Source organism: Hathewaya limosa, from assembly GCF_030815255.1.
GTDB classification, from domain to species: Bacteria; Bacillota; Clostridia; order Clostridiales; family Clostridiaceae; genus Hathewaya; species Hathewaya limosa.
Window position 1 is genome coordinate 1 of sequence record NZ_JAUSWN010000002.1, and the last position, 18,810, is coordinate 18,810.

The window sequence follows — 18,810 nt, forward strand, 5'->3', positions numbered from 1 at the left end:
TTTGTTCTGACTTAAGCATTACTTGCTAAGCATTTAATTTTTATTTCAAAAGAATACGAGTTGTTTATCATACTCTGTTTAATTTTCAAAGATCATTCTATTTCATCACTTTTACCAAGCGACTCATTTATCATATCATTTTTTTTAAAACTTGTCAACAACATTTTTTAAATATTTTTCAATTTATTTTTGTTGTGATGCTACTTTACTGTAGCGACAAGAAATATAATATCATATACAGATCATATAATTATATTACTTATCTTTATTATACTAGATTATATTTTTCTTACGTTTATTTTGTTGTTATTTCTTATATTTTCTTATACCGATACACATGGTAAAGTTTATATTAAGATTATTTAGAGTACCTCTTTTTTTCTATTATTAATAGGGTATTCTGTGAATTGTATAAAACAAAGGTTATCTTTTTTAGTTAAAAATAACCTTTGTTTTATCTGTTATATATAGTCTCTATAAAGTTAATTCTTATTTTAAATTTTCAACTACCTCTCTAAAAACATTTCCCCTTACTTCAAAGTTAGGAAACATATCAAAACTTGCACATGATGGTGATAATAATACACAATCTCCACTTTCAGCTATATCTTTTCCCTTATTAGCTGCTTCTTCAAGAGTTTCAACCATATATATAGGCATTTGAATTTTCTTTTTTTCTATTACGTTTTCAAAAACTTGTTTGATTTTATCTTTTGTATTTCCTAATAATATTAAACTTTTTATATTTTTATATCCTTGCTCTGCTAAGGGTTCAAATGGTATATTCTTATCGTATCCTCCAGCTATTAATATAACAGGATGATCAAACGAAGAAATTGTAGCTAATGTTCTAGTAGGGCTTGATGCAATAGAATCATTATAGTATTTAACTCCTCTTAATTCACGTATGAATTGACATCTATGCTCTACCCCTTTAAAAGTTGTTGCAACTTTTTTCATATTTTCCTTAGAAACTTCAGAGTGTACTGCTAAAAATGCCGCTAAATAATTTTCTACATTGTGCATTCCTCTAATAATTATTTCATCCCTTTTACAGATTTCTTCTCCATTAACATACAATATCCCTTCTTCATAATATGAACCATCTTCTATTTTTCTTTTACTACTAAAGAATTTTACTCTTCCTTTTTGTTCTCCTAAGAAAGAATAAGTTATATCATTTTCCCTATTTAAAATAAGTAAATCATTATCATTTTGGTATTTAAATATATTCTTCTTAGCATTTATATATTCTTCCATACCCTTATGCATATCTAAATGATTAGGACTTAAGTTTGTAACTATAGCAATTTCTGGTGATACATTCATAGTCATAAGTTGAAAACTTGAAAGTTCCAACACAACTCGATGATCTTTTTTGACCTCTTCAATTTTTGAAAATAGAGGTGTACCAATATTACCACCTACCCATGTTTTAAACCCTTGCTCTTTTAACATATTATATATTAATGTAGTTGTAGTAGTCTTTCCATCACTTCCTGTTACAGCATAAATTTTAGCCGGACAATATCTAACGAACTCTTCCATTTCAGATGTTATATATGCCCCTGCTTCCTTTGCCTTAACCAAAGCTGGATTATCTATTCTCATAGAAGGAGTTTTAAAGATAACATCAAAATAAGTTAAATCATTTAAATATTCTTCTCCTAAGACTAACTTTACTCCCCTACCATTAAAATCTTCAAGTAATTTTTTATCTAGTTTATCTTCTGTTTTTTTATCTAGAGCAGTAACCTTAGCACCCAAATCTAATAAAAAATATATAAGAGGTATATTACTAATACCTATCCCTACAACTCCGACTTGTTTATCTTTAATAAATGTTTTAAATTCCATAAAATCTTTTTTCATCTAACCGCCTCCAAAATTGCCATTGCTGAAAACAATGTTTCATTTATATTATACTCATATTTATATAAAATGTAATCATTATACCAATTAAATCTTATGCTTCTATAAGACATTTGCAATCGTATAGATATATAATCAAATTTAATTTAAAAATATAAAAAATATTTTTTGACTTAATATTGCAAATTTCGACTTATTATGTTAATATATATATGTGCCGTAAAGAAATGATATAGATAATTCCCCAAGTATAGGTTAATCATTGACATATCCCCATAATTATCACAAATAAGATAGCAACCCCATGATTAACCCCTTTAAACCGGATTTCGAAAATCCGGTTATTTTTTTATTTTATGATATTTATTAATATATTTAAATTTTTTGTAAAATAATAAAATAAAGAGATGTAGCATAAAATTTCTACATCTCTTTATTTTATCTAAAATTCAATTTTTTCTTCTATGAATTTTGTTAAATCATCTATATTAATTCTTACCTGATCCATAGTATCCCTATCTCTTACAGTTACTTGATTATCTTCTAATGTTTCAAAATCCACTGTTATACAATAAGGAGTCCCAATTTCATCTTGTCTTCTATACCTCTTACCTATACTTCCTGTTTCATCATATTCTACATTGAATTTTTTAGCAAGCATTGAATAAACTTCGTTTGCTTTATCTGAAAGTTTTTTTGAAAGTGGAAGAATAGCAGCTTTAAATGGTGCTAATGCTGGATGTAAGTGTAAAACTGTTCTTACATCATCATTTTCTAGCTCTTCTTCATCATATGCATCAACTAAAAATGCAAGTGCTACCCTATCAGCACCTAAAGATGGCTCTATACAATAAGGAATGTATTTTTCATTTGTTACAGGATCCATATAAGTCATATCTGTTCCTGAATGTTCACTATGCTTCTTTAAATCATAGTCAGTTCTATCCGCTACACCCCATAATTCACCCCATCCAAATGGGAATAGATATTCTATATCTGAAGTAGCATTACTATAGAATGATAATTCTTCCTCACCATGATCTCTATATCTTATATTTTCTTTAGTCATTCCTAGATTAAATAAGAAGTTTAAGCAATATTCTTTCCAATATGCAAACCATTCTAAGTCTGTTCCTGGTTTACAGAAAAATTCAAGTTCCATTTGTTCGAATTCTCTTGTTCTAAATGTAAAGTTACCTGGTGTTATTTCATTTCTAAATGATTTACCTATTTGAGCAATCCCAAAAGGTACTTTTTTTCTTGTGCTTCTTTGAACTGATTTAAAGTTTACAAATATACCTTGTGCTGTTTCTGGTCTTAGATATATTTCTGCTTTGCTATCTTCTGTAATACCTTGGAATGTTTTGAACATAAGATTAAATTTTCTTATTGTAGTAAAATTCTTTTTACCACATTTAGGACAAACTATATCATGTTCTTCTATATATTTTTCATATTCTTCATTGCTCCATCCATCAGCACTAGCAACTTCAGCACCTTGAGCTGTCATATAATCTTCTATTATTTTGTCAGCTCTAAATCTAGCCTTACAATCCTTACAGTCCATTAATGGATCTGAAAAATTACCTAAATGTCCTGATGCTACCCAAGTTTCAGGATTCATTAATATAGCACAATCTAATCCTACATTATATGGACTTTCTTGAACAAATTTTTTCCACCATGCTTTTTTTACATTATTTTTAAATTCAACTCCTAATGGACCATAATCCCATGCATTTGCAAGACCTCCATATATTTCAGACCCTGCAAATATAAATCCTCTTGTCTTACACAATGCTACTATCTTATCCATAGTTTTCTGTACTGCCATACTTATTCCTCCACTTCTTATAAATGTATGTAAATTTTACTTATTTTCCAAAAACTCTATAATTTTATAAATGGATGCCTAAATTCTAGGCATCCATTGTAATTAACCATTATGCGCCAAATTATTTTTGTTCTGGCTTCATTGTTGGGAAAGGTATAACATCCCTTATTGAAGAAGAATCTGTTAAGAACATTATTATTCTATCGATTCCTATTCCTAATCCACCAGTTGGAGGCATACCAACTTCTAGTGCATACATGAAGTCTTCATCTATTAAGTATGCTTCATCATCACCTAGTTCTCTTTCTTTAAGCTGTTGCATAAATCTTTCTCTCTGAACGATTGGATCATTTAATTCTGAATATGAATTACAAACTTCTCTACCGAAAATAAACCCTTCAAATCTTTCAGTATACTCAGAATTTCCTCTTTTCTTCTTAGTTAAAGGAGAAATTTCAACTGGATAATCACATATAAATGTTGGTTGAATCATTTTATCTTCTGCATATTCTTCAAATAATGCATTTAAAATATCACCCTTTGTACAGAATTTGATATCTTTCTTGAATTCTAAATGTTTTTCCACAGCTATTGCTTGAGCTTCTTCATCTGTTTTAATTTGAGTAAAATCAACACCTGCATATTCTTTAACTGCATCTTCCATAGTAACTCTTCTCCATGGTGGAGTTAAATCAATTTCAGTTCCTTCGTAGCTAATCTTAGTTGTTCCTAAAACTTTTTCAGCAACATAAGCTATCATATTCTCAGTAATTTCCATCATATCATTATAATCAGCATATGCTTCATATAACTCTATCATTGTAAATTCTGGATTATGTCTAACATCTATTCCTTCATTTCTGAAGTTTTTACCCATATCATACACTTTTTCAAATCCTGCAACGATTAATCTTTTTAAATATAATTCTGTTGCTATTCTTAGATACATATCTATATCTAATGCATTATGGTGAGTCATAAATGGTCTTGCTGCAGCACCACTAGCTATAGGAGAAAGTATAGGAGTTTCTACTTCCATAAATCCTCTATTATCTAGATATTCTCTTATATATCTCATTATAGAACTTCTATTTTCTAAAGTTTGTTTAACTTTAGGATTCATTATAACATCTACTTCTCTGTGTCTATATCTTAAATCTGGGTCTTTTAATCCATGCCACTTCTCTGGAAGAGGTCTTATTGACTTACAAGTTAATTGGAAGTCCTTTATATGTATAGAAACTTCACCAGTCTTAGTTTTAAATACTGAACCTGTAACTGCTAAAAGATCTCCTACGTTAAATGTTTTAAATTCCTTTAATTTTTCTTCTCCAACATCATCTAACTTGATGTACATTTGAAGTTTACCATATCTATCATGAAGATCTGAAAAACCAGCTTTACCATGTACTCTTTTAGACATAAGTCTACCTGCCACAGTAACATCTTTTCCTTCCAATTCCTCAAAGTTATCTTTAACTTCTTTAGAAGAATGAGTAACCTCTACTGTATAAACATCAAATGGATCTTTTCCTTGTTCTTGAAGTTCTTTTAATTTTTCAACCCTTTGAGCCATTTGTTCATTATATTCTTGTTCTTCTTTTTTAGCTAACTTTTGTTCTTTTAATTCTTCCTTTGTTAATTGCTTTTCTTCTGCCATTACAAGTCCTCCTATCCTCTCTTAACTTCTAAAATTTCATATTTGCTCATTCCATCAGGAATAGCTACTTCTACTACATCACCAACTTTTCTACCCATTAATGCACTTCCAACTGGTGATTCATTAGATATTTTATATTCCATAGGTTCAGCTTCTGCAGATCCTACTATTTTAAAATCAACCTCTTCATCAAATGTATAATCTTTAACTTTAACAACACACCCTAAGTTTACTGTATTATCTTTTAAGTCTGTTTCATCTATTACTATTGCATTTCTAAGAGTATTTTCTATATTTGCTATTCTTGCTTCTAAGAATGCCTGCTCATTTTTAGCTTCATCATATTCGGCATTTTCACTTAAATCTCCAAAAGAAAGAGCTACTTTTATTTTTTCTGTTATTTCTCTTCTTTTAACAGTTTTTAAAAATTCTAATTCATCTTCTAACTTTTCTATTCCTTCTGGTGTCATCATATATTTCTTTGAATCACTCATTTATTTCGCTCCTTTATATAAATACTTCTTACATTTTTTGTATCTATTTCTAAAAAATATATTGTTCTTAACTATTTAACTAATTATAAAACAGAGTAATATTAAAGTCAACATTATAAAACACTCTGGATTACACGTATTACTATATTATAACATACTTGCATAGTTTGATAATATATCTATAACTTCATCTGAGTTATTTTTTGTATTTATTTCATTTTTTATATCTGTACAATTTTTGATTCCTTTTATATACCAAGCTACATGTTTTCTCATTTCTCTAACAGCCTTATATTCATTTTCATAGTTTAGAGTAAGTTTATAATGTTTTATACACATTTCTACCTTTTCTCTATCTGTTGGATATTTTATATTTTCCCCTTTTATTGCACTATTTATTTGTTCAAATATCCAAGGGTTTCCCATAGCTCCTCTAGCAACCATTATACCATCACAGTTTGTTTCTTGTTTTAACCTCATGGCATCTTCCACGCTAAAAACATCACCATTCCCTAGAACCGGTATAGAAACTGCCTCTTTTACTTTTCTAATAATATTATAATCAGCTTTCCCCTCATACATTTGTTTTCTAGTCCTGCCATGAACAGTAATTGCATCTACACCTGCATCCTCTAATTCTTTTGCAAACTCTACAGCATTTATATTATCTTCATCAAAGCCTTTTCTGAACTTTGCAGTAACAGGTTTTGATGTAACACTCTTAATCTTTCTTATAATATTACCTGCTAACTTAGGATTTTTCATTAATGCAGATCCATCACCATTTTTAACTATTTTAGGTACTGGACATCCCATATTAATATCTATTATAGAAAAGTTATCATTATTATTTAAAAACTTTTCACAAACATTAGCCATAATCTCGGGATCACTTCCAAAAATCTGTATTGCTGAAGCCTTACACTTTGGTGATACTTTCATTAATGCCTCTGTATTTTCACTTCCATAATACAATCCCTTTGCACTTACCATTTCAGTATATGTAAGTCCACACCCTAACTCTGTACATATTTCTCTGTAGGCTACCTCTGTAACTCCAGCCATAGGTGCTAAAAACGTAGAATTTTCAAATTCCAGGTTTCCTATTTTCATAAAATGCATTACTCCTTATTTTTATTATATATAATTCTAAGACCATCTAATGTTAAGAAAGGTTCTATTTTATCTATACTTTTAGCTTCTTCATTTATTAAACTAGCTAAACCTCCGGTTGCTATAACCATAGGTTCTTTTTCTCCTAAAGCCATCATTTCTTCTTTCATTTTATTAACTATAAATTCTACTTGCCCAACATATCCATAAAGAATACCCGCTTGCATACTTGTTATCGTATTTTTGCATATTATACTTTTAGGTTTTTCTAAATTAACTTCTGGAAGTTTAGCTGCCCTTTCTATTAGGGCCTGTGTTGAAATCTTAATTCCTGGGCATATAACTCCTCCCAAGTAATCTCCCTTTTCTGTAATAGAACAAAAAGTGGTTGCAGTACCAAAGTCAATAAGAATAAGAGATGATTTATATTTATCATAAGCAGAAACTGCATTTACAATTCTATCAGCCCCTACTTCTTTAGGATTATCATACTTTATATTTATTCCCGTTTTCACACCTGGTCCTACTATAATTGGCTTTACCTCAATATATTTTCTAATCATATGCTCTATAGTATACATTATATTTGGAACTACCGAAGAGACAATTAGCCCTTCTATATCTTTTATATGTATATTATTAAATTCAAAAAGCTTCATAACTTGAATACCATATTCATCTGATGTTTTATGTGGATCTGTTGATAACCTCCAATATCCTACTAATTCATCCCCCTCATAGACTCCTAATACTATATTAGTATTTCCTATATCCATTACTAAAATCACTTTATGCACCCACCTTGCCACTTATATGTATATTAACATAACAAAAGCAGCTTATAGCTGCTTTTATTATGTTATTTCATCTAAATCAATAATTTAATTGTAACAACTCCACCCTATTTGTCAAGTAGATAAGCATTTCCAATAATTTTATAAACTTACGTCTTTTTACGATTAAAAATCAATATATTCTTATTAAATACTTATTAGAATAATCCTATAATAGATCCATCCTCTAAGATATCCATATTGTTAGCTGCTGGAACCTTAGGAAGACCTGGCATTGTCATAATATTACCTGTTAAAACAACGATAAATCCTGCACCACTAGATATTTTAACTTCTCTTATAGATATATTAAAATCTTTTGGTCTTGATAAAAGAGCAGGGTTATCTGACAATGAATTTTGAGTTTTTGCCATGCAAATTGGTAGTTTATCTAATCCTAAAGATTCAATTTCCTTTATGTCCTTTAAAGCATTTTTATCAAAATCTACACCATCAGCTCCATATATTTCCTTGGCTATTATATTTATTTTTTCTTTAATGTTTAAATTAACTTCATATAATGGTTTAAAATTACATTGCTGTTTTTCAATAGTATCAACAACTTTTTCCGCAAGTTCTATACCACCATCTCCACCTTTTGCCCAAACATCTGATAAAGCTATTTTTACACCTAGTTTATCGCAAAACTCTTTAATAAAATTAATTTCATTTTCTGTATCACTAATAAATTTATTTATGGCAACTATTACTGGAACTCCAAACTTCTTAATATTTTCTATATGCTTTTCAAGATTTTGTATTCCCTTAGATAATGCTTCTATATTTTCTTCATTAAGTTGATCCTTCTTAATACCTCCATGATGTTTTAATGCCCTAACAGTAGCTACTAATACAACACAATTAGGTTTTAATTCACCATATCGGCATTTTATATTAAAAAATTTCTCTGCTCCTAAATCCGCTCCAAATCCTGCTTCAGTTACAACATAATCTGAAAGTTTTAATCCCATTTTTGTAGCTATTAAACTATTACAACCATGGGCAATATTAGCAAAAGGTCCTCCATGAATAATAGCAGGTGTATTTTCTAAGGTTTGAACTAAATTAGGTTTTATCGCATCTCTCATAAGTAAAGTCATAGCACCATTTACTTTTAATTCTTTACAATATACTGGTTCTCCATCTAAATTATACGCTACTAGAATATTACCCATTCTTTCTTTTAAATCCATAAGATCATTAGCTAAACATAGTATAGCCATAATCTCTGATGCAACAGTTATCATAAATTCATCTTCCCTAACAAATCCATTAGGTTTACCACCCAAACCAACTACTACACTTCTTAAAGCCCTATCATTCATATCCATTACTCTTTTAAATTTGATTCTCCTACTATCTATTTTAAGAGAATTTCCTTGGTGAATATGATTATCTATAGCTGCACTTAAGAGATTGTTAGCTGCTGTTATAGCATGCATATCTCCTGTAAAATGAAGATTTATGTCTTCCATTGGGACTACTTGGGCATATCCGCCTCCTGCCGCTCCACCTTTAATTCCAAATACAGGTCCTAACGATGGTTCCCTTAATACAGCAACTGAATTCTTATGTAATTTATTAAGTGCTTGACTTAATCCTATAGTTACAGTGGATTTTCCCTCACCAGCTGGAGTTGGATTAATAGCTGTAACTAAAACTAAATTTCCTTTTGCATTAGATTTTTTGCTTAAAACATCTAAATTTATTTTACATTTGTACTTCCCGTAAAAATCTATATTATCTTCTGTAAGTCCTAACTTGTTAGCTATAGTTGATATATGTTGCATTTTTGCTTCTTGCGCTATTTCAATATCGGTTTTCATAAGAGTGACCCCCTTAAAATTTTATATAAAAAGGATAGTCCTTTAGAAAATGACTATCCTTTTTTGTTTCATTTATTTTTTCTTACTTTTCTTGTTTTGGTTCGTCTTCAATTTGTTGATCTTCTATCTTTTTAGATTCATCAACACTCTTTATTTCTTCAACCTCAGTTTTTTCTAAAACTGTCTCTTCATTTGATAATGTTTCTACATTATCTTTAACTTCTTCTGTCTTAAGTTTTTCTTTTTTTTCTTCCTTCGGTGGTAATTGTTCACCTTTTATTAAAAGTTCAAACTCTTCGCCTGTAAGTCTTTCTCTTTCTAGAAGAGCTCCTGCTACAGCATGAAGTTTATCTATTTTTTCTGTTAAAATTTTCTCAGCTCTATCATAAGCATTAAAACTTAATTGAGATACTTCTTTATCTATTCTAGATGCAACTTCTTCACTATAATTTCTTTCATGTCCTAAATCTCTACCCAAGAATACCTCTCCATGAGTAGTTCCGTATGAAAGAGGTCCTAGTTCATTAGACATACCATATTCAGTAACCATTTTTCTAGCTATAGAACTCATTCTATCTATATCATTTTTAGCTCCTGTACTAATATCTCCAATTATAAGTTTTTCTGCAACTCTTCCACCAAGTAATCCTACCATTTCATCTAATAATTTAGACTTAGATGTGTAACTTCTGTCTTCCTCTGGCAGATTCATAGTATATCCGCCTGCCATACCTCTTGGAATAATACTAATTTCATGAACAGGATCTGCATGTTTTAAGTATCTCATAACAACCGCATGACCAGCTTCATGGTATGCTGTAAGTCTTCTATCATCTTCGCTAATAACCCTGCTTTTCTTTTCTGGACCAGCGATTACTCTTGTAATAGCTTCTTCTAACTCATCCATACCTATAGCCTTTTTATTAGCTCTTACTGTTAACAAAGCTGATTCATTCATTAAATTTTCAAGATCTGCACCTGTAAATCCTGGTGTTCTCTTAGCAAGTACTTTTAAATCTATACAATCTTCAAGACGCTTATTTCTTGAATGAATTTTTAAAATTTCTTCTCTTCCTTTAACATCAGGAGCTCCGACTAAAATTTGTCTATCAAATCTACCTGGTCTTAATAAAGCTGGATCTAAAATGTCCGGTCTATTTGTAGCCGCAACCATTATAATTCCTTCGTTAGCAGAAAAACCATCCATTTCAACTAGAAGTTGGTTTAATGTTTGTTCTCTTTCATCATGTCCTCCACCAACACCTGCTCCTCTTTGTCTTCCTACTGCATCAATCTCATCTATAAAGACTATACATGGTGCATTTTTCTTTGCTTGCTCAAATAGGTCTCTTACCCTTGAAGCTCCAACACCCACAAACATCTCTACGAAATCAGATCCTGATATACTAAAGAATGGTACTCCTGCTTCACCTGCTACTGCTTTTGCAAGTAAAGTTTTACCTGTTCCTGGAGGTCCTACAAGTAGAATTCCTTTTGGTATTCTTGCTCCCATTTCAATGTATTTCTTAGGTTGTTTAAGAAAATCAACTACTTCTGCTAATTCATCTTTTTCTTCCTCTGCGCCTGCAACATCTTTAAATCCTATTTTCTTTTTATCCGGTGTGGCCATTCTTGCTTTACTCTTTCCAAAATTCATAACTCCACGGCCACCGCCACCGCCTTGTGATTGCTGCATAAACATAAAGAAAAAGAAAACAAGCATTAATATGAACAATAGTGTTGGTAAATATTGAACCCATGCTGGGAAACTTTCAGGTTTTAAATATTGTAAATTAACACCTTCTAATTTACCTTTATCTATAATTTCATCTAGTAATCTAGTTGATATTACTACTTCATATTTACTTTTGTTATCACTTTTAAGTTGACCAGAGATTATAGCCAAACTTCCTTCTTGTTGTATATTGGCAGTTTTTATTTTATTTTCATCTAATACTTTAACAAATTGATCATATCTCATAGTTCCACTAGACTTCGTGGAGTCAAGCACTAGCATACCTGCCACCATAGCCAATACAAAAACAATTATCCAGACCGTTGCACTTGATAATTTTTTCATTAAAACAGGCCCCCCTCTCTATTTAGTTACTATAAAATTTTATCATATGAAATTTTTATTTACAATAACATTAATATTAATTATTTATTAATGCTTTGCTAAAACTTCAAAGTCGTATATATTTTAACTTATTTTCTCAATAATAATTCATTGAAAAATATTCTATATATACGACTTTCTTAGCTTTAACATTAATAAACTATGTATTACTTTAATTATACTACATTATTTAGTTTTTAATCCTTTTTATTTAAATTTGATATAAACTTTTTTATTTCGTGTAGACTCTTTCTTTTAAAATTCCTATAAAAGGTAGATTTCTATACATTTCAGCATAGTCTAATCCATAACCCACTAAAAAGTAGTCCGGTACATCATATCCTAAATACCTAACATCTAATTCTACTTTTCTTCTATCAGGCTTATTTAAAAGACAAGCTATCTCTACACTTTCTGGATTTCTAGATTTTAAATATTTCATTAAGTACTTTAAAGTAGTACCTGAATCTATTATATCTTCTATAACCAATACATTTTTACCTTCTATTTCATAATCCAAATCCTTCAAAATCCTAACGATCCCAGATGATGTACTAGACATACCATAACTTGATACGGCCATAAAATCCATTTGACAAGGGATAGTGATTTCTTTTAATAAATCTGACATAAACATTACAGATCCTTTTAAAATACCTACTAAAAGCAACTCCTTGCCTTTATAATCTCTACTTATTTGCTCACCTAGTTCCTTAATTCTCCCTCTTAACTGTTCTTCTGAATAAAGAATTTCTTGAATATCTTGTAACATCTAACTTTTTCCCCTCTCTATCTTTATTTTTAGCACTTGTTTTGTCTTATCCGTTACTTTATATTTTTCACTTACTCTATAGCCTACTATCCATGCTATATCTTCTCCAAAACAAACTAAAGGAACTTCATTTCTTTTTTCTCTTGGTACTTTCATATCTACAAACATCTTTTTAAGACTTTTATTTCCCTTCATCCCTAATGGATTAAACATATCTCCTTCTTGTCTGTATCTAAGTTTTTTATCTCCATTAATATTGTCATAATTAAAAAATTTAGTGTATGTACTACTTTCTGTTAAGTTTACTTCTTCTTTCGGAATTATTTCCAGAGAAATTTTAATATCTGAGATACAAACAACATTACCATCTCTTAAAAATATTTCTTTCTGTTTGCAGTTAGAATTATTACCAAAACTATTTTCAAAATCTTCTTTTGAATAAAGATAGACATCTCCATAATTATTGTACGCCACCACATCATTCGGAAGTATTGTTCGTGTTCCTGTACTGTTACGTCCAATTTCTATAACACTACTAATATGGTTTTTTTCAAAGTTATACATATTACCTTTAAGCTTATATAAAGCATTTCTAATAACTCGCGCTAATAGATTTTCGTTTTCATTATGGAATGCCTCCTTTCTTATTATAACCCTATTTTGTTCTTTATAACAATATTTTTCGTAACATTCTTTAGAAATTTCTTTTAAAAGTTCGTTTTCTCCTTGCATTATTTCCCCAAGTCTATTTAAAGCTGCCACCACATCTTTATTAAAATTCTCTTCCATATAAGGTATTATCTCTAACCTTACCTTATTACGACTATATATACACTCTAAATTTGTTTTATCTATTCTAGGTTTTAAGCCTATATTTTCACAATATGATTCAATTTCTTTTCTTGTTCTTCCTAAGATAGGTCTAATATAAATTTCATCTCTTACAGGTCTAATTCCACAAAGTCCTTCTACCCCAGTACCTCTCATAATCCTCATTAACAAAGTTTCTGCTTGATCATTAGCATTATGAGCTAAGGCAATCTTTTGTATATTATATTTTTTCCTTAGCTCATTAAAATAGTTATATCTCACTTCTCTTCCTGCCATTTCACAAGAAAGGCCTTTTTCCTCTCCATATTTTTCTACATTAAATTTTTGAGTAAATACTTTTATACCAAGTCCATTACATAAATCCTTTACATATTGTTCATCATCATCTGCATCCTTGCCTCTCAAACAATGATTAACATGAGCTGCATACAATTCTATATTCAATGTTTTTCTTAAACTATATAAAACATGTAATAGGCATACAGAATCAGGCCCCCCCGACAATGCTACTAAAATTTTATCTCCCTTTTGTATCATATTATACTTTTCAATATAATTTAAAACTTTATCTATCATTAGTAACCACAACTCCTAGCATCTTTATTATTTTATTAATTAAAGTTAATTATATTTTTTAATATATATTAGTGCAATACCAATTAATTAAATTTATGTTAATGAACTTAAGGTATAAATAATATTAATAAACCCCATAAACCTTACATGCTAATACTGTCATATCATCTTTAACTTTATATTCTCTAAGTTTTAATGCCTTATTCAATACTTCACATGCAATTTCTTTCGGTTCATTGCTTTTAATACTCTTTAAACACTCCTTAATAAATTTTTCATTTAAGATAGAATCATCATTATAATCTAAAACTCCATCACTAACCATGACTATAATATCTCCATTATCAACCTTTCTCTCCTCTATTTCTATATCAGCAGTATCCAAGACTCCTATTGGTAAACTTTTAGACTTTATTACTTCTACATCATTAGCTTTTTTCAAAAAGCTATCTACTGCTCCAACCTTCATGAATTCCACCCTACCTGTATATAAATCTATATTACATAAATCTAAAGTAGAAAACTTCTCTGTTTCAGAAAATTTCATACTCATTATAGAATTTATAGCATTAATAGCCGTTATCTTACTAAAACCATTTTTGCAAAACTCATTTATAAGCTGTACAGATGCTTTACTTTCCCTACTAGCTTGAGGTCCTGAGCCCATACCATCACTAATAATAGCCGTATATGTTCCATCATCTAATTTATTCGCACTATAACTATCACCACTACATTTTTCTCCATCTTTACATTTAATCGCTACATAAGAACTTACTTGAAATTTGGGTATTCTTTCATAAGTAACATTACATGTACCATTCGCTTTGTCTATAAGACATGAATCTCCACAAACATACATAGGATATCCTGTTGCTTGATTTACATATGCTAAAGCATCCTTACTACAATATTTTTTACCCCCACACGAATTTAATATAAGTTTTACAATATCTCTTTTTCTTTCATCTTTAATACACAAAATATCTTTGTATTTAACTCTATTTTTATCTAAAATTCTCTTTAACTTATTTTCTAATTCTATATTTATATATATATTATCTTGTATCTCACCTCCTATATTTTTAACGGTTTCACCCATATTTTTTATCTGTTTTGAAAGTAGCTCCCTTCCCTCACATAAACTACTTCTTTTCATCTCATTAATAATATATTTATTCACTATATCCTCTGTATTTTTCATTAAGGCAGTTCTATTAACGCATTTTCTTTCTATTTCATAAGGAACCTGAAAATTATTCTCCTGATAATTTTGTATAAGCTCCATAAATGCAGAATAGGTATAATGCATTTCTTGTTTCCAACAAATACTTTTCATATTACAATTGCAACATACTCTATCCGCCAAATTTTCAACCAGAGCCGAACTTTTCCCTTTCATCTCAAGTTTCTCATTATCCACTAAAGAATCTAAGGTGTATGATATATTAAATAATAGATTAGAAAATTTATTTAACCTTTCATCATAAAGCCCCCTTATTTTATGCATATACCCATCATTTAAGTCTTCCTTTTTTTCCTGAACATTAAATTCTAAACAAATTCTATTATAAATTTTTTTAGGAGTTATCATAAATAACGCCATAGAAGCTAAAAGTTCAAATCCCAAAAAGCTAGAATCAACTCCTAAATAAATTTGCATTATAAAAAATGTAATAGCATACGCAATACCCGAAAAATATTTTCCTGTATCTCTAAAAACTCCTGCAATTAAACCACATACTCCAAAAACAGCTATATATACTGGCATAGATAAAGATGTCATTCCAACTATAGACCCTAAAACAACCCCAACTCCCCCACCGACAGAACTTCCACAAGTAAATCCAACTACACATACAAAATAAAGTCCCAATATATTCATCAATGATATTGATTTAAAACTGACTCCCCACGTTCCTGCCAAAATTAACGATATTACTATTCCCATGCTAATAGTTTCTTCATTGTCAAATAATTTTTTATTATCTATACTTTTAAAACATAAAATACCTTTGTTCATAATATAATATAATGGAATAATGCATAACCCTTCCATAACAGCGTAAAAAACACTAAGAGAAAGATTCATTTTACTAAATATTATTTTAGTAGCTATAAATTCAATAAAAATCATAAAAAACATAGCTATAACTTTTTTCTTTCTTGATTCCTTATTTATAAAATAGTTTAAAATTAATAAACCACCAATACAAATTAGATAATTTCCAACACTTTGAATTTTAGGCATTAATGAAAAATAACCTAGCATACTTCCTATAGAAGCCACTAAAAACATCTGTTTATTAATATATAATGAAAATACCATCAACATAGCAATCCCAAATGGGGCCATACCATTTATAAGTTTAACTCTACTAATTAGCAGACAAACCAAACTATATAACATTGCCTGTTTTATGAAACCTATATTTATCTTACTATTTTCCCTTTCTTCCTCCTTTTCTTTTTTAACCCTTTTATAAGGTAAAACTTGTATACCATATTGCATAATTAATCCACCACCCTTTATAAAATTACGAAATCATTATACCAGTTTGAACTGGAAATAATTGTCATAAGGTGGAATTATATTTTATTTTTTATAAGACATTTTAAGAGTATATTTGTATTTTTTTACCATATTGTATGAAATTCTATTTTAGATTTGAAATTTTAACTTTTAAAATGATAATAACTGAGTAAAACTTAAAGAATTTAACAGATTATTTGTAGATTTTATTAAGACTAGAATATATAAAAACATAAAAAAAACTGTTGAATTTATTCAACAGTTACACTCTATTTGGTAGCGGAAATAGGATTTGAACCTACGACACTTCGGGTATGAACCGAATGCTCTAGCCAACTGAGCTATTCCGCCATGTTGGTTGCGGGGATAGGACTTGAACCTACGACCTTCGGGTTATGAGCCCGACGAGCTACCAGCTGCTCCACCCCGCGGCATTTGGTGCTGAAGACCGGAATCGAACCGGTACGGTGTGTTAGCACCGCAGGATTTTAAGTCCTGTGCGTCTGCCAGTTCCGCCACTCCAGCTTAAATTATTAACATGTAAAGATTAAAATGGTAGCGGAAATAGGATTTGAACCTACGACACTTCGGGTATGAACCGAATGCTCTAGCCAACTGAGCTATTCCGCCATGTGGTTGCGGGGATAGGACTTGAACCTACGACCTTCGGGTTATGAGCCCGACGAGCTACCAGCTGCTCCACCCCGCGACATTGGTGCTGAAGACCGGAATCGAACCGGTACGGTGTGTTAGCACCGCAGGATTTTAAGTCCTGTGCGTCTGCCAGTTCCGCCACTCCAGCATTTACATGCTTTCATTTTATGAAATTGATTATATATCTTATTTAAAAACCTGTCAACAAGTTTTTAAATTTGGTGCTGAAGACCGGAATCGAACCGGTACGGTGTGTTAGCACCGCAGGATTTTAAGTCCTGTGCGTCTGCCAGTTCCGCCACTCCAGCACATTTTGTTTCGCTGTTTTTCATCAGCGACAAGTGTTATTATATATTAATATGGTACACATGTCAACACATTTACACAAAAAAATTTATTTTTTTTAAAAAGGTAATAGAAAAGCTAGGGTTATTAACGTTTTCATACCCTAGCTTTTTTACATTTCCAAAGCATATTCTTTAAAAATGTGCCTTCTTTATTTTAAACTAATAATTATTTTGTCTTTTTTTTAATACTTCCTTGACCTTTAGCAAGTTTATAACTCTTAGTATCTTTTAATCTTTCTTCACTTTCTTTTAAAAATTTAGAAAGGTTATCTTCAAAGTTATGGTGATGAGCCTTGTTTTTTTCTTTTTCCCAATCGATTTCTTGTGGTACATGAGTTCTTTTAGGCTTATTTTCTTCTAACTGCTTCATTGACAAACTTATTTTACCATCATTATCTACTGAAATTACTTTCACTTTTACTACATCATTTTCTTTTAAATGTTTACTTATATCCTTTACAAAAGTTTTAGATATTTCAGATATATGTAAAAGCCCTATCTTGCCCTCCACTTCTACGAACGCTCCAAATTTTGTGATGTTAACCACTTTGCCTTCTAAAATGTTTCCTGGTTGTAAAGACATTGAAAATGTATCCTCCTTAAAATAAAATATTTATGTATTTTTTTATTTTTTCTTATCTATTATTGTTTCTTCACCTTTTTTTACTAATCCAAGTTTTTCTCTAGCTAATTTTTCTAAGTAAATTTCTTTTCCTGATATTGTGACCTCATCTTTTAACTTTTGATTTTCCATCTTAACCTTGCCTAATTCAGTATTCCATTTACTAATTTCATTTTTTTGCTCATGCATAATAACTTGTTGTGAAATTAGTACATATCCTATATATACTATCGATAAAAAAATTAATATCTTTTTTTTATTAATAAATCTTTTCATAGTATATCATACCTTTCACATTTGGTAAATTCATAATACTTTAGTCTTTATTAAAAACTTTTTTTACGTTATATATTAATAACTCAAGTGGAAATAACATATACTTAATTAAAATTCTAAAGAACTTAAAGATATATTTACTAAAATTATAAATTATCAATAAACAAAAATTACTTAAAAATCTTAAATATATAACTATTCCAATAAATATTAATAAATATATATATATACTAACATAAGCGTAGTTAGTGTACAACAAAAATATAAATACTAAAATCGATGTTAAAATCCAAAAAAGTATATCTTCTATCACAGTAATTATATTACCTGGTTTTTCCACACCCCTTATTAATCTATATATGTCAAAAAATAATCCTGTAATAACTCCAGCCATTAAACTAAAAATGAATAAACTTATTTGATACCCTATAGGAAATAACATTTTATT

The 18,810-nt window shown here is 29.7% G+C and carries 14 protein-coding genes and 7 tRNA genes; all 21 read right to left on the reverse strand.

The features are described 5' to 3' along the window. Positions 1-489: 489 nt before the first annotated feature. Positions 490-1,872 carry a UDP-N-acetylmuramoyl-L-alanine--D-glutamate ligase gene (gene murD / locus QOZ93_RS01360; RefSeq protein WP_307354825.1) on the reverse strand — a complete coding sequence of 461 codons (1,383 nt, stop codon included), beginning with the start codon at positions 1,870-1,872 and terminating at the stop codon, positions 490-492. A gap of 442 nt (positions 1,873-2,314) precedes the next feature. After that, positions 2,315-3,706 carry a glycine--tRNA ligase gene (locus tag QOZ93_RS01365; RefSeq protein WP_307354826.1) on the reverse strand — a complete coding sequence of 464 codons (1,392 nt, stop codon included), beginning with the start codon at positions 3,704-3,706 and terminating at the stop codon, positions 2,315-2,317. 121 nt (positions 3,707-3,827) lie between these two features. Next, a complete protein-coding gene (gene lysS / locus QOZ93_RS01370) occupies positions 3,828-5,282 on the reverse strand; it encodes a lysine--tRNA ligase (protein ID WP_422723862.1) in 1,455 nt (484 codons plus the stop codon). 95 nt (positions 5,283-5,377) lie between these two features. Further along, positions 5,378-5,860, reverse strand: coding sequence for a transcription elongation factor GreA (greA, locus tag QOZ93_RS01375; RefSeq protein ID WP_111944143.1), 483 nt, complete (start codon positions 5,858-5,860; stop codon positions 5,378-5,380). 147 nt (positions 5,861-6,007) lie between these two features. After that, positions 6,008-6,973, reverse strand: a complete 966-nt coding sequence (gene dusB / locus QOZ93_RS01380; protein ID WP_111944144.1) for a tRNA dihydrouridine synthase DusB — start codon at positions 6,971-6,973, stop codon at positions 6,008-6,010. Positions 6,974-6,981: 8 nt separating this feature from the next. Beyond that, entirely contained in the window at positions 6,982-7,761 is a 780-nt protein-coding gene (locus QOZ93_RS01385) for a type III pantothenate kinase (RefSeq protein ID WP_111944145.1), read from the reverse strand. A 203-nt stretch (positions 7,762-7,964) separates the two neighbouring features. Further along, positions 7,965-9,632 (reverse strand): formate--tetrahydrofolate ligase, encoded by a 1,668-nt coding sequence (locus QOZ93_RS01390; protein ID WP_307354828.1) that lies wholly within the window; start codon positions 9,630-9,632, stop codon positions 7,965-7,967. An 82-nt stretch (positions 9,633-9,714) separates the two neighbouring features. Beyond that, complete coding sequence (gene ftsH / locus QOZ93_RS01395) at positions 9,715-11,712, reverse strand: ATP-dependent zinc metalloprotease FtsH (protein WP_111944147.1); 1,998 nt, start codon at positions 11,710-11,712, stop codon at positions 9,715-9,717. 271 nt (positions 11,713-11,983) lie between these two features. Beyond that, positions 11,984-12,523 (reverse strand): hypoxanthine phosphoribosyltransferase, encoded by a 540-nt coding sequence (gene hpt, locus QOZ93_RS01400; RefSeq protein ID WP_307354829.1) that lies wholly within the window; start codon positions 12,521-12,523, stop codon positions 11,984-11,986. Then, a complete protein-coding gene (gene tilS / locus QOZ93_RS01405) occupies positions 12,524-13,930 on the reverse strand; it encodes a tRNA lysidine(34) synthetase TilS (protein ID WP_307354830.1) in 1,407 nt (468 codons plus the stop codon). Between the two features lie 124 nt (positions 13,931-14,054). Beyond that, the gene (gene spoIIE / locus QOZ93_RS01410) at positions 14,055-16,442 is read right to left on the reverse strand and encodes a stage II sporulation protein E (protein WP_307354831.1); all 2,388 of its coding nucleotides are present in this window, start codon (positions 16,440-16,442) and stop codon (positions 14,055-14,057) included. A 295-nt stretch (positions 16,443-16,737) separates the two neighbouring features. Next, a tRNA-Met gene (locus QOZ93_RS01415) sits at positions 16,738-16,814 on the reverse strand. A gap of 4 nt (positions 16,815-16,818) precedes the next feature. Then, a tRNA-Met gene (locus tag QOZ93_RS01420) sits at positions 16,819-16,894 on the reverse strand. Positions 16,895-16,899: 5 nt separating this feature from the next. Then, positions 16,900-16,988 (reverse strand) — tRNA-Leu (locus QOZ93_RS01425). Positions 16,989-17,016: 28 nt separating this feature from the next. Continuing rightward, positions 17,017-17,093 (reverse strand) — tRNA-Met (locus tag QOZ93_RS01430). Positions 17,094-17,096: 3 nt separating this feature from the next. Next, positions 17,097-17,172, reverse strand: a tRNA-Met gene (locus QOZ93_RS01435). A gap of 4 nt (positions 17,173-17,176) precedes the next feature. Further along, positions 17,177-17,265, reverse strand: a tRNA-Leu gene (locus QOZ93_RS01440). Positions 17,266-17,336: 71 nt separating this feature from the next. Beyond that, positions 17,337-17,425: transfer RNA gene (locus tag QOZ93_RS01445), tRNA-Leu, on the reverse strand. Between the two features lie 205 nt (positions 17,426-17,630). Then, positions 17,631-18,047: a S1 domain-containing RNA-binding protein gene (locus QOZ93_RS01450; RefSeq protein ID WP_111944151.1), complete on the reverse strand. Its 417-nt coding sequence runs from the start codon at positions 18,045-18,047 to the stop codon at positions 17,631-17,633. A 42-nt stretch (positions 18,048-18,089) separates the two neighbouring features. Then, positions 18,090-18,362, reverse strand: coding sequence for an FtsB family cell division protein (locus QOZ93_RS01455; RefSeq protein ID WP_307354833.1), 273 nt, complete (start codon positions 18,360-18,362; stop codon positions 18,090-18,092). A 40-nt stretch (positions 18,363-18,402) separates the two neighbouring features. Beyond that, positions 18,403-18,804, reverse strand: coding sequence for a spore cortex biosynthesis protein YabQ (yabQ, locus tag QOZ93_RS01460; protein WP_307354834.1), 402 nt, complete (start codon positions 18,802-18,804; stop codon positions 18,403-18,405). Positions 18,805-18,810 lie beyond the last annotated feature (6 nt).

Bases quoted from the DNA above. Each gene is read 5' to 3' on its own strand.
- QOZ93_RS01390 (WP_307354828.1), bottom strand. From the start codon at position 9,632: ATGAAAACCGATATTGAAATAGCGCAAGAAGCAAAAATGCAACATATA.
- hpt (WP_307354829.1), bottom strand. From the start codon at position 12,523: ATGTTACAAGATATTCAAGAAATTCTTTATTCAGAAGAACAGTTAAGA.
- QOZ93_RS01455 (WP_307354833.1), bottom strand. From the start codon at position 18,362: ATGAAAAGATTTATTAATAAAAAAAAGATATTAATTTTTTTATCGATA.
- murD (WP_307354825.1), bottom strand. From the start codon at position 1,872: ATGAAAAAAGATTTTATGGAATTTAAAACATTTATTAAAGATAAACAA.
- QOZ93_RS01450 (WP_111944151.1), bottom strand. From the start codon at position 18,047: ATGTCTTTACAACCAGGAAACATTTTAGAAGGCAAAGTGGTTAACATC.
- dusB (WP_111944144.1), bottom strand. From the start codon at position 6,973: ATGAAAATAGGAAACCTGGAATTTGAAAATTCTACGTTTTTAGCACCT.
- tilS (WP_307354830.1), bottom strand. From the start codon at position 13,930: ATGATAGATAAAGTTTTAAATTATATTGAAAAGTATAATATGATACAA.
- lysS (WP_422723862.1), bottom strand. From the start codon at position 5,282: ATGGCTCAAAGGGTTGAAAAATTAAAAGAACTTCAAGAACAAGGAAAA.
- greA (WP_111944143.1), bottom strand. From the start codon at position 5,860: ATGAGTGATTCAAAGAAATATATGATGACACCAGAAGGAATAGAAAAG.
- QOZ93_RS01365 (WP_307354826.1), bottom strand. From the start codon at position 3,706: ATGGCAGTACAGAAAACTATGGATAAGATAGTAGCATTGTGTAAGACA.
- yabQ (WP_307354834.1), bottom strand. From the start codon at position 18,804: ATGTTATTTCCTATAGGGTATCAAATAAGTTTATTCATTTTTAGTTTA.
- spoIIE (WP_307354831.1), bottom strand. From the start codon at position 16,442: ATGCAATATGGTATACAAGTTTTACCTTATAAAAGGGTTAAAAAAGAA.
- ftsH (WP_111944147.1), bottom strand. From the start codon at position 11,712: ATGAAAAAATTATCAAGTGCAACGGTCTGGATAATTGTTTTTGTATTG.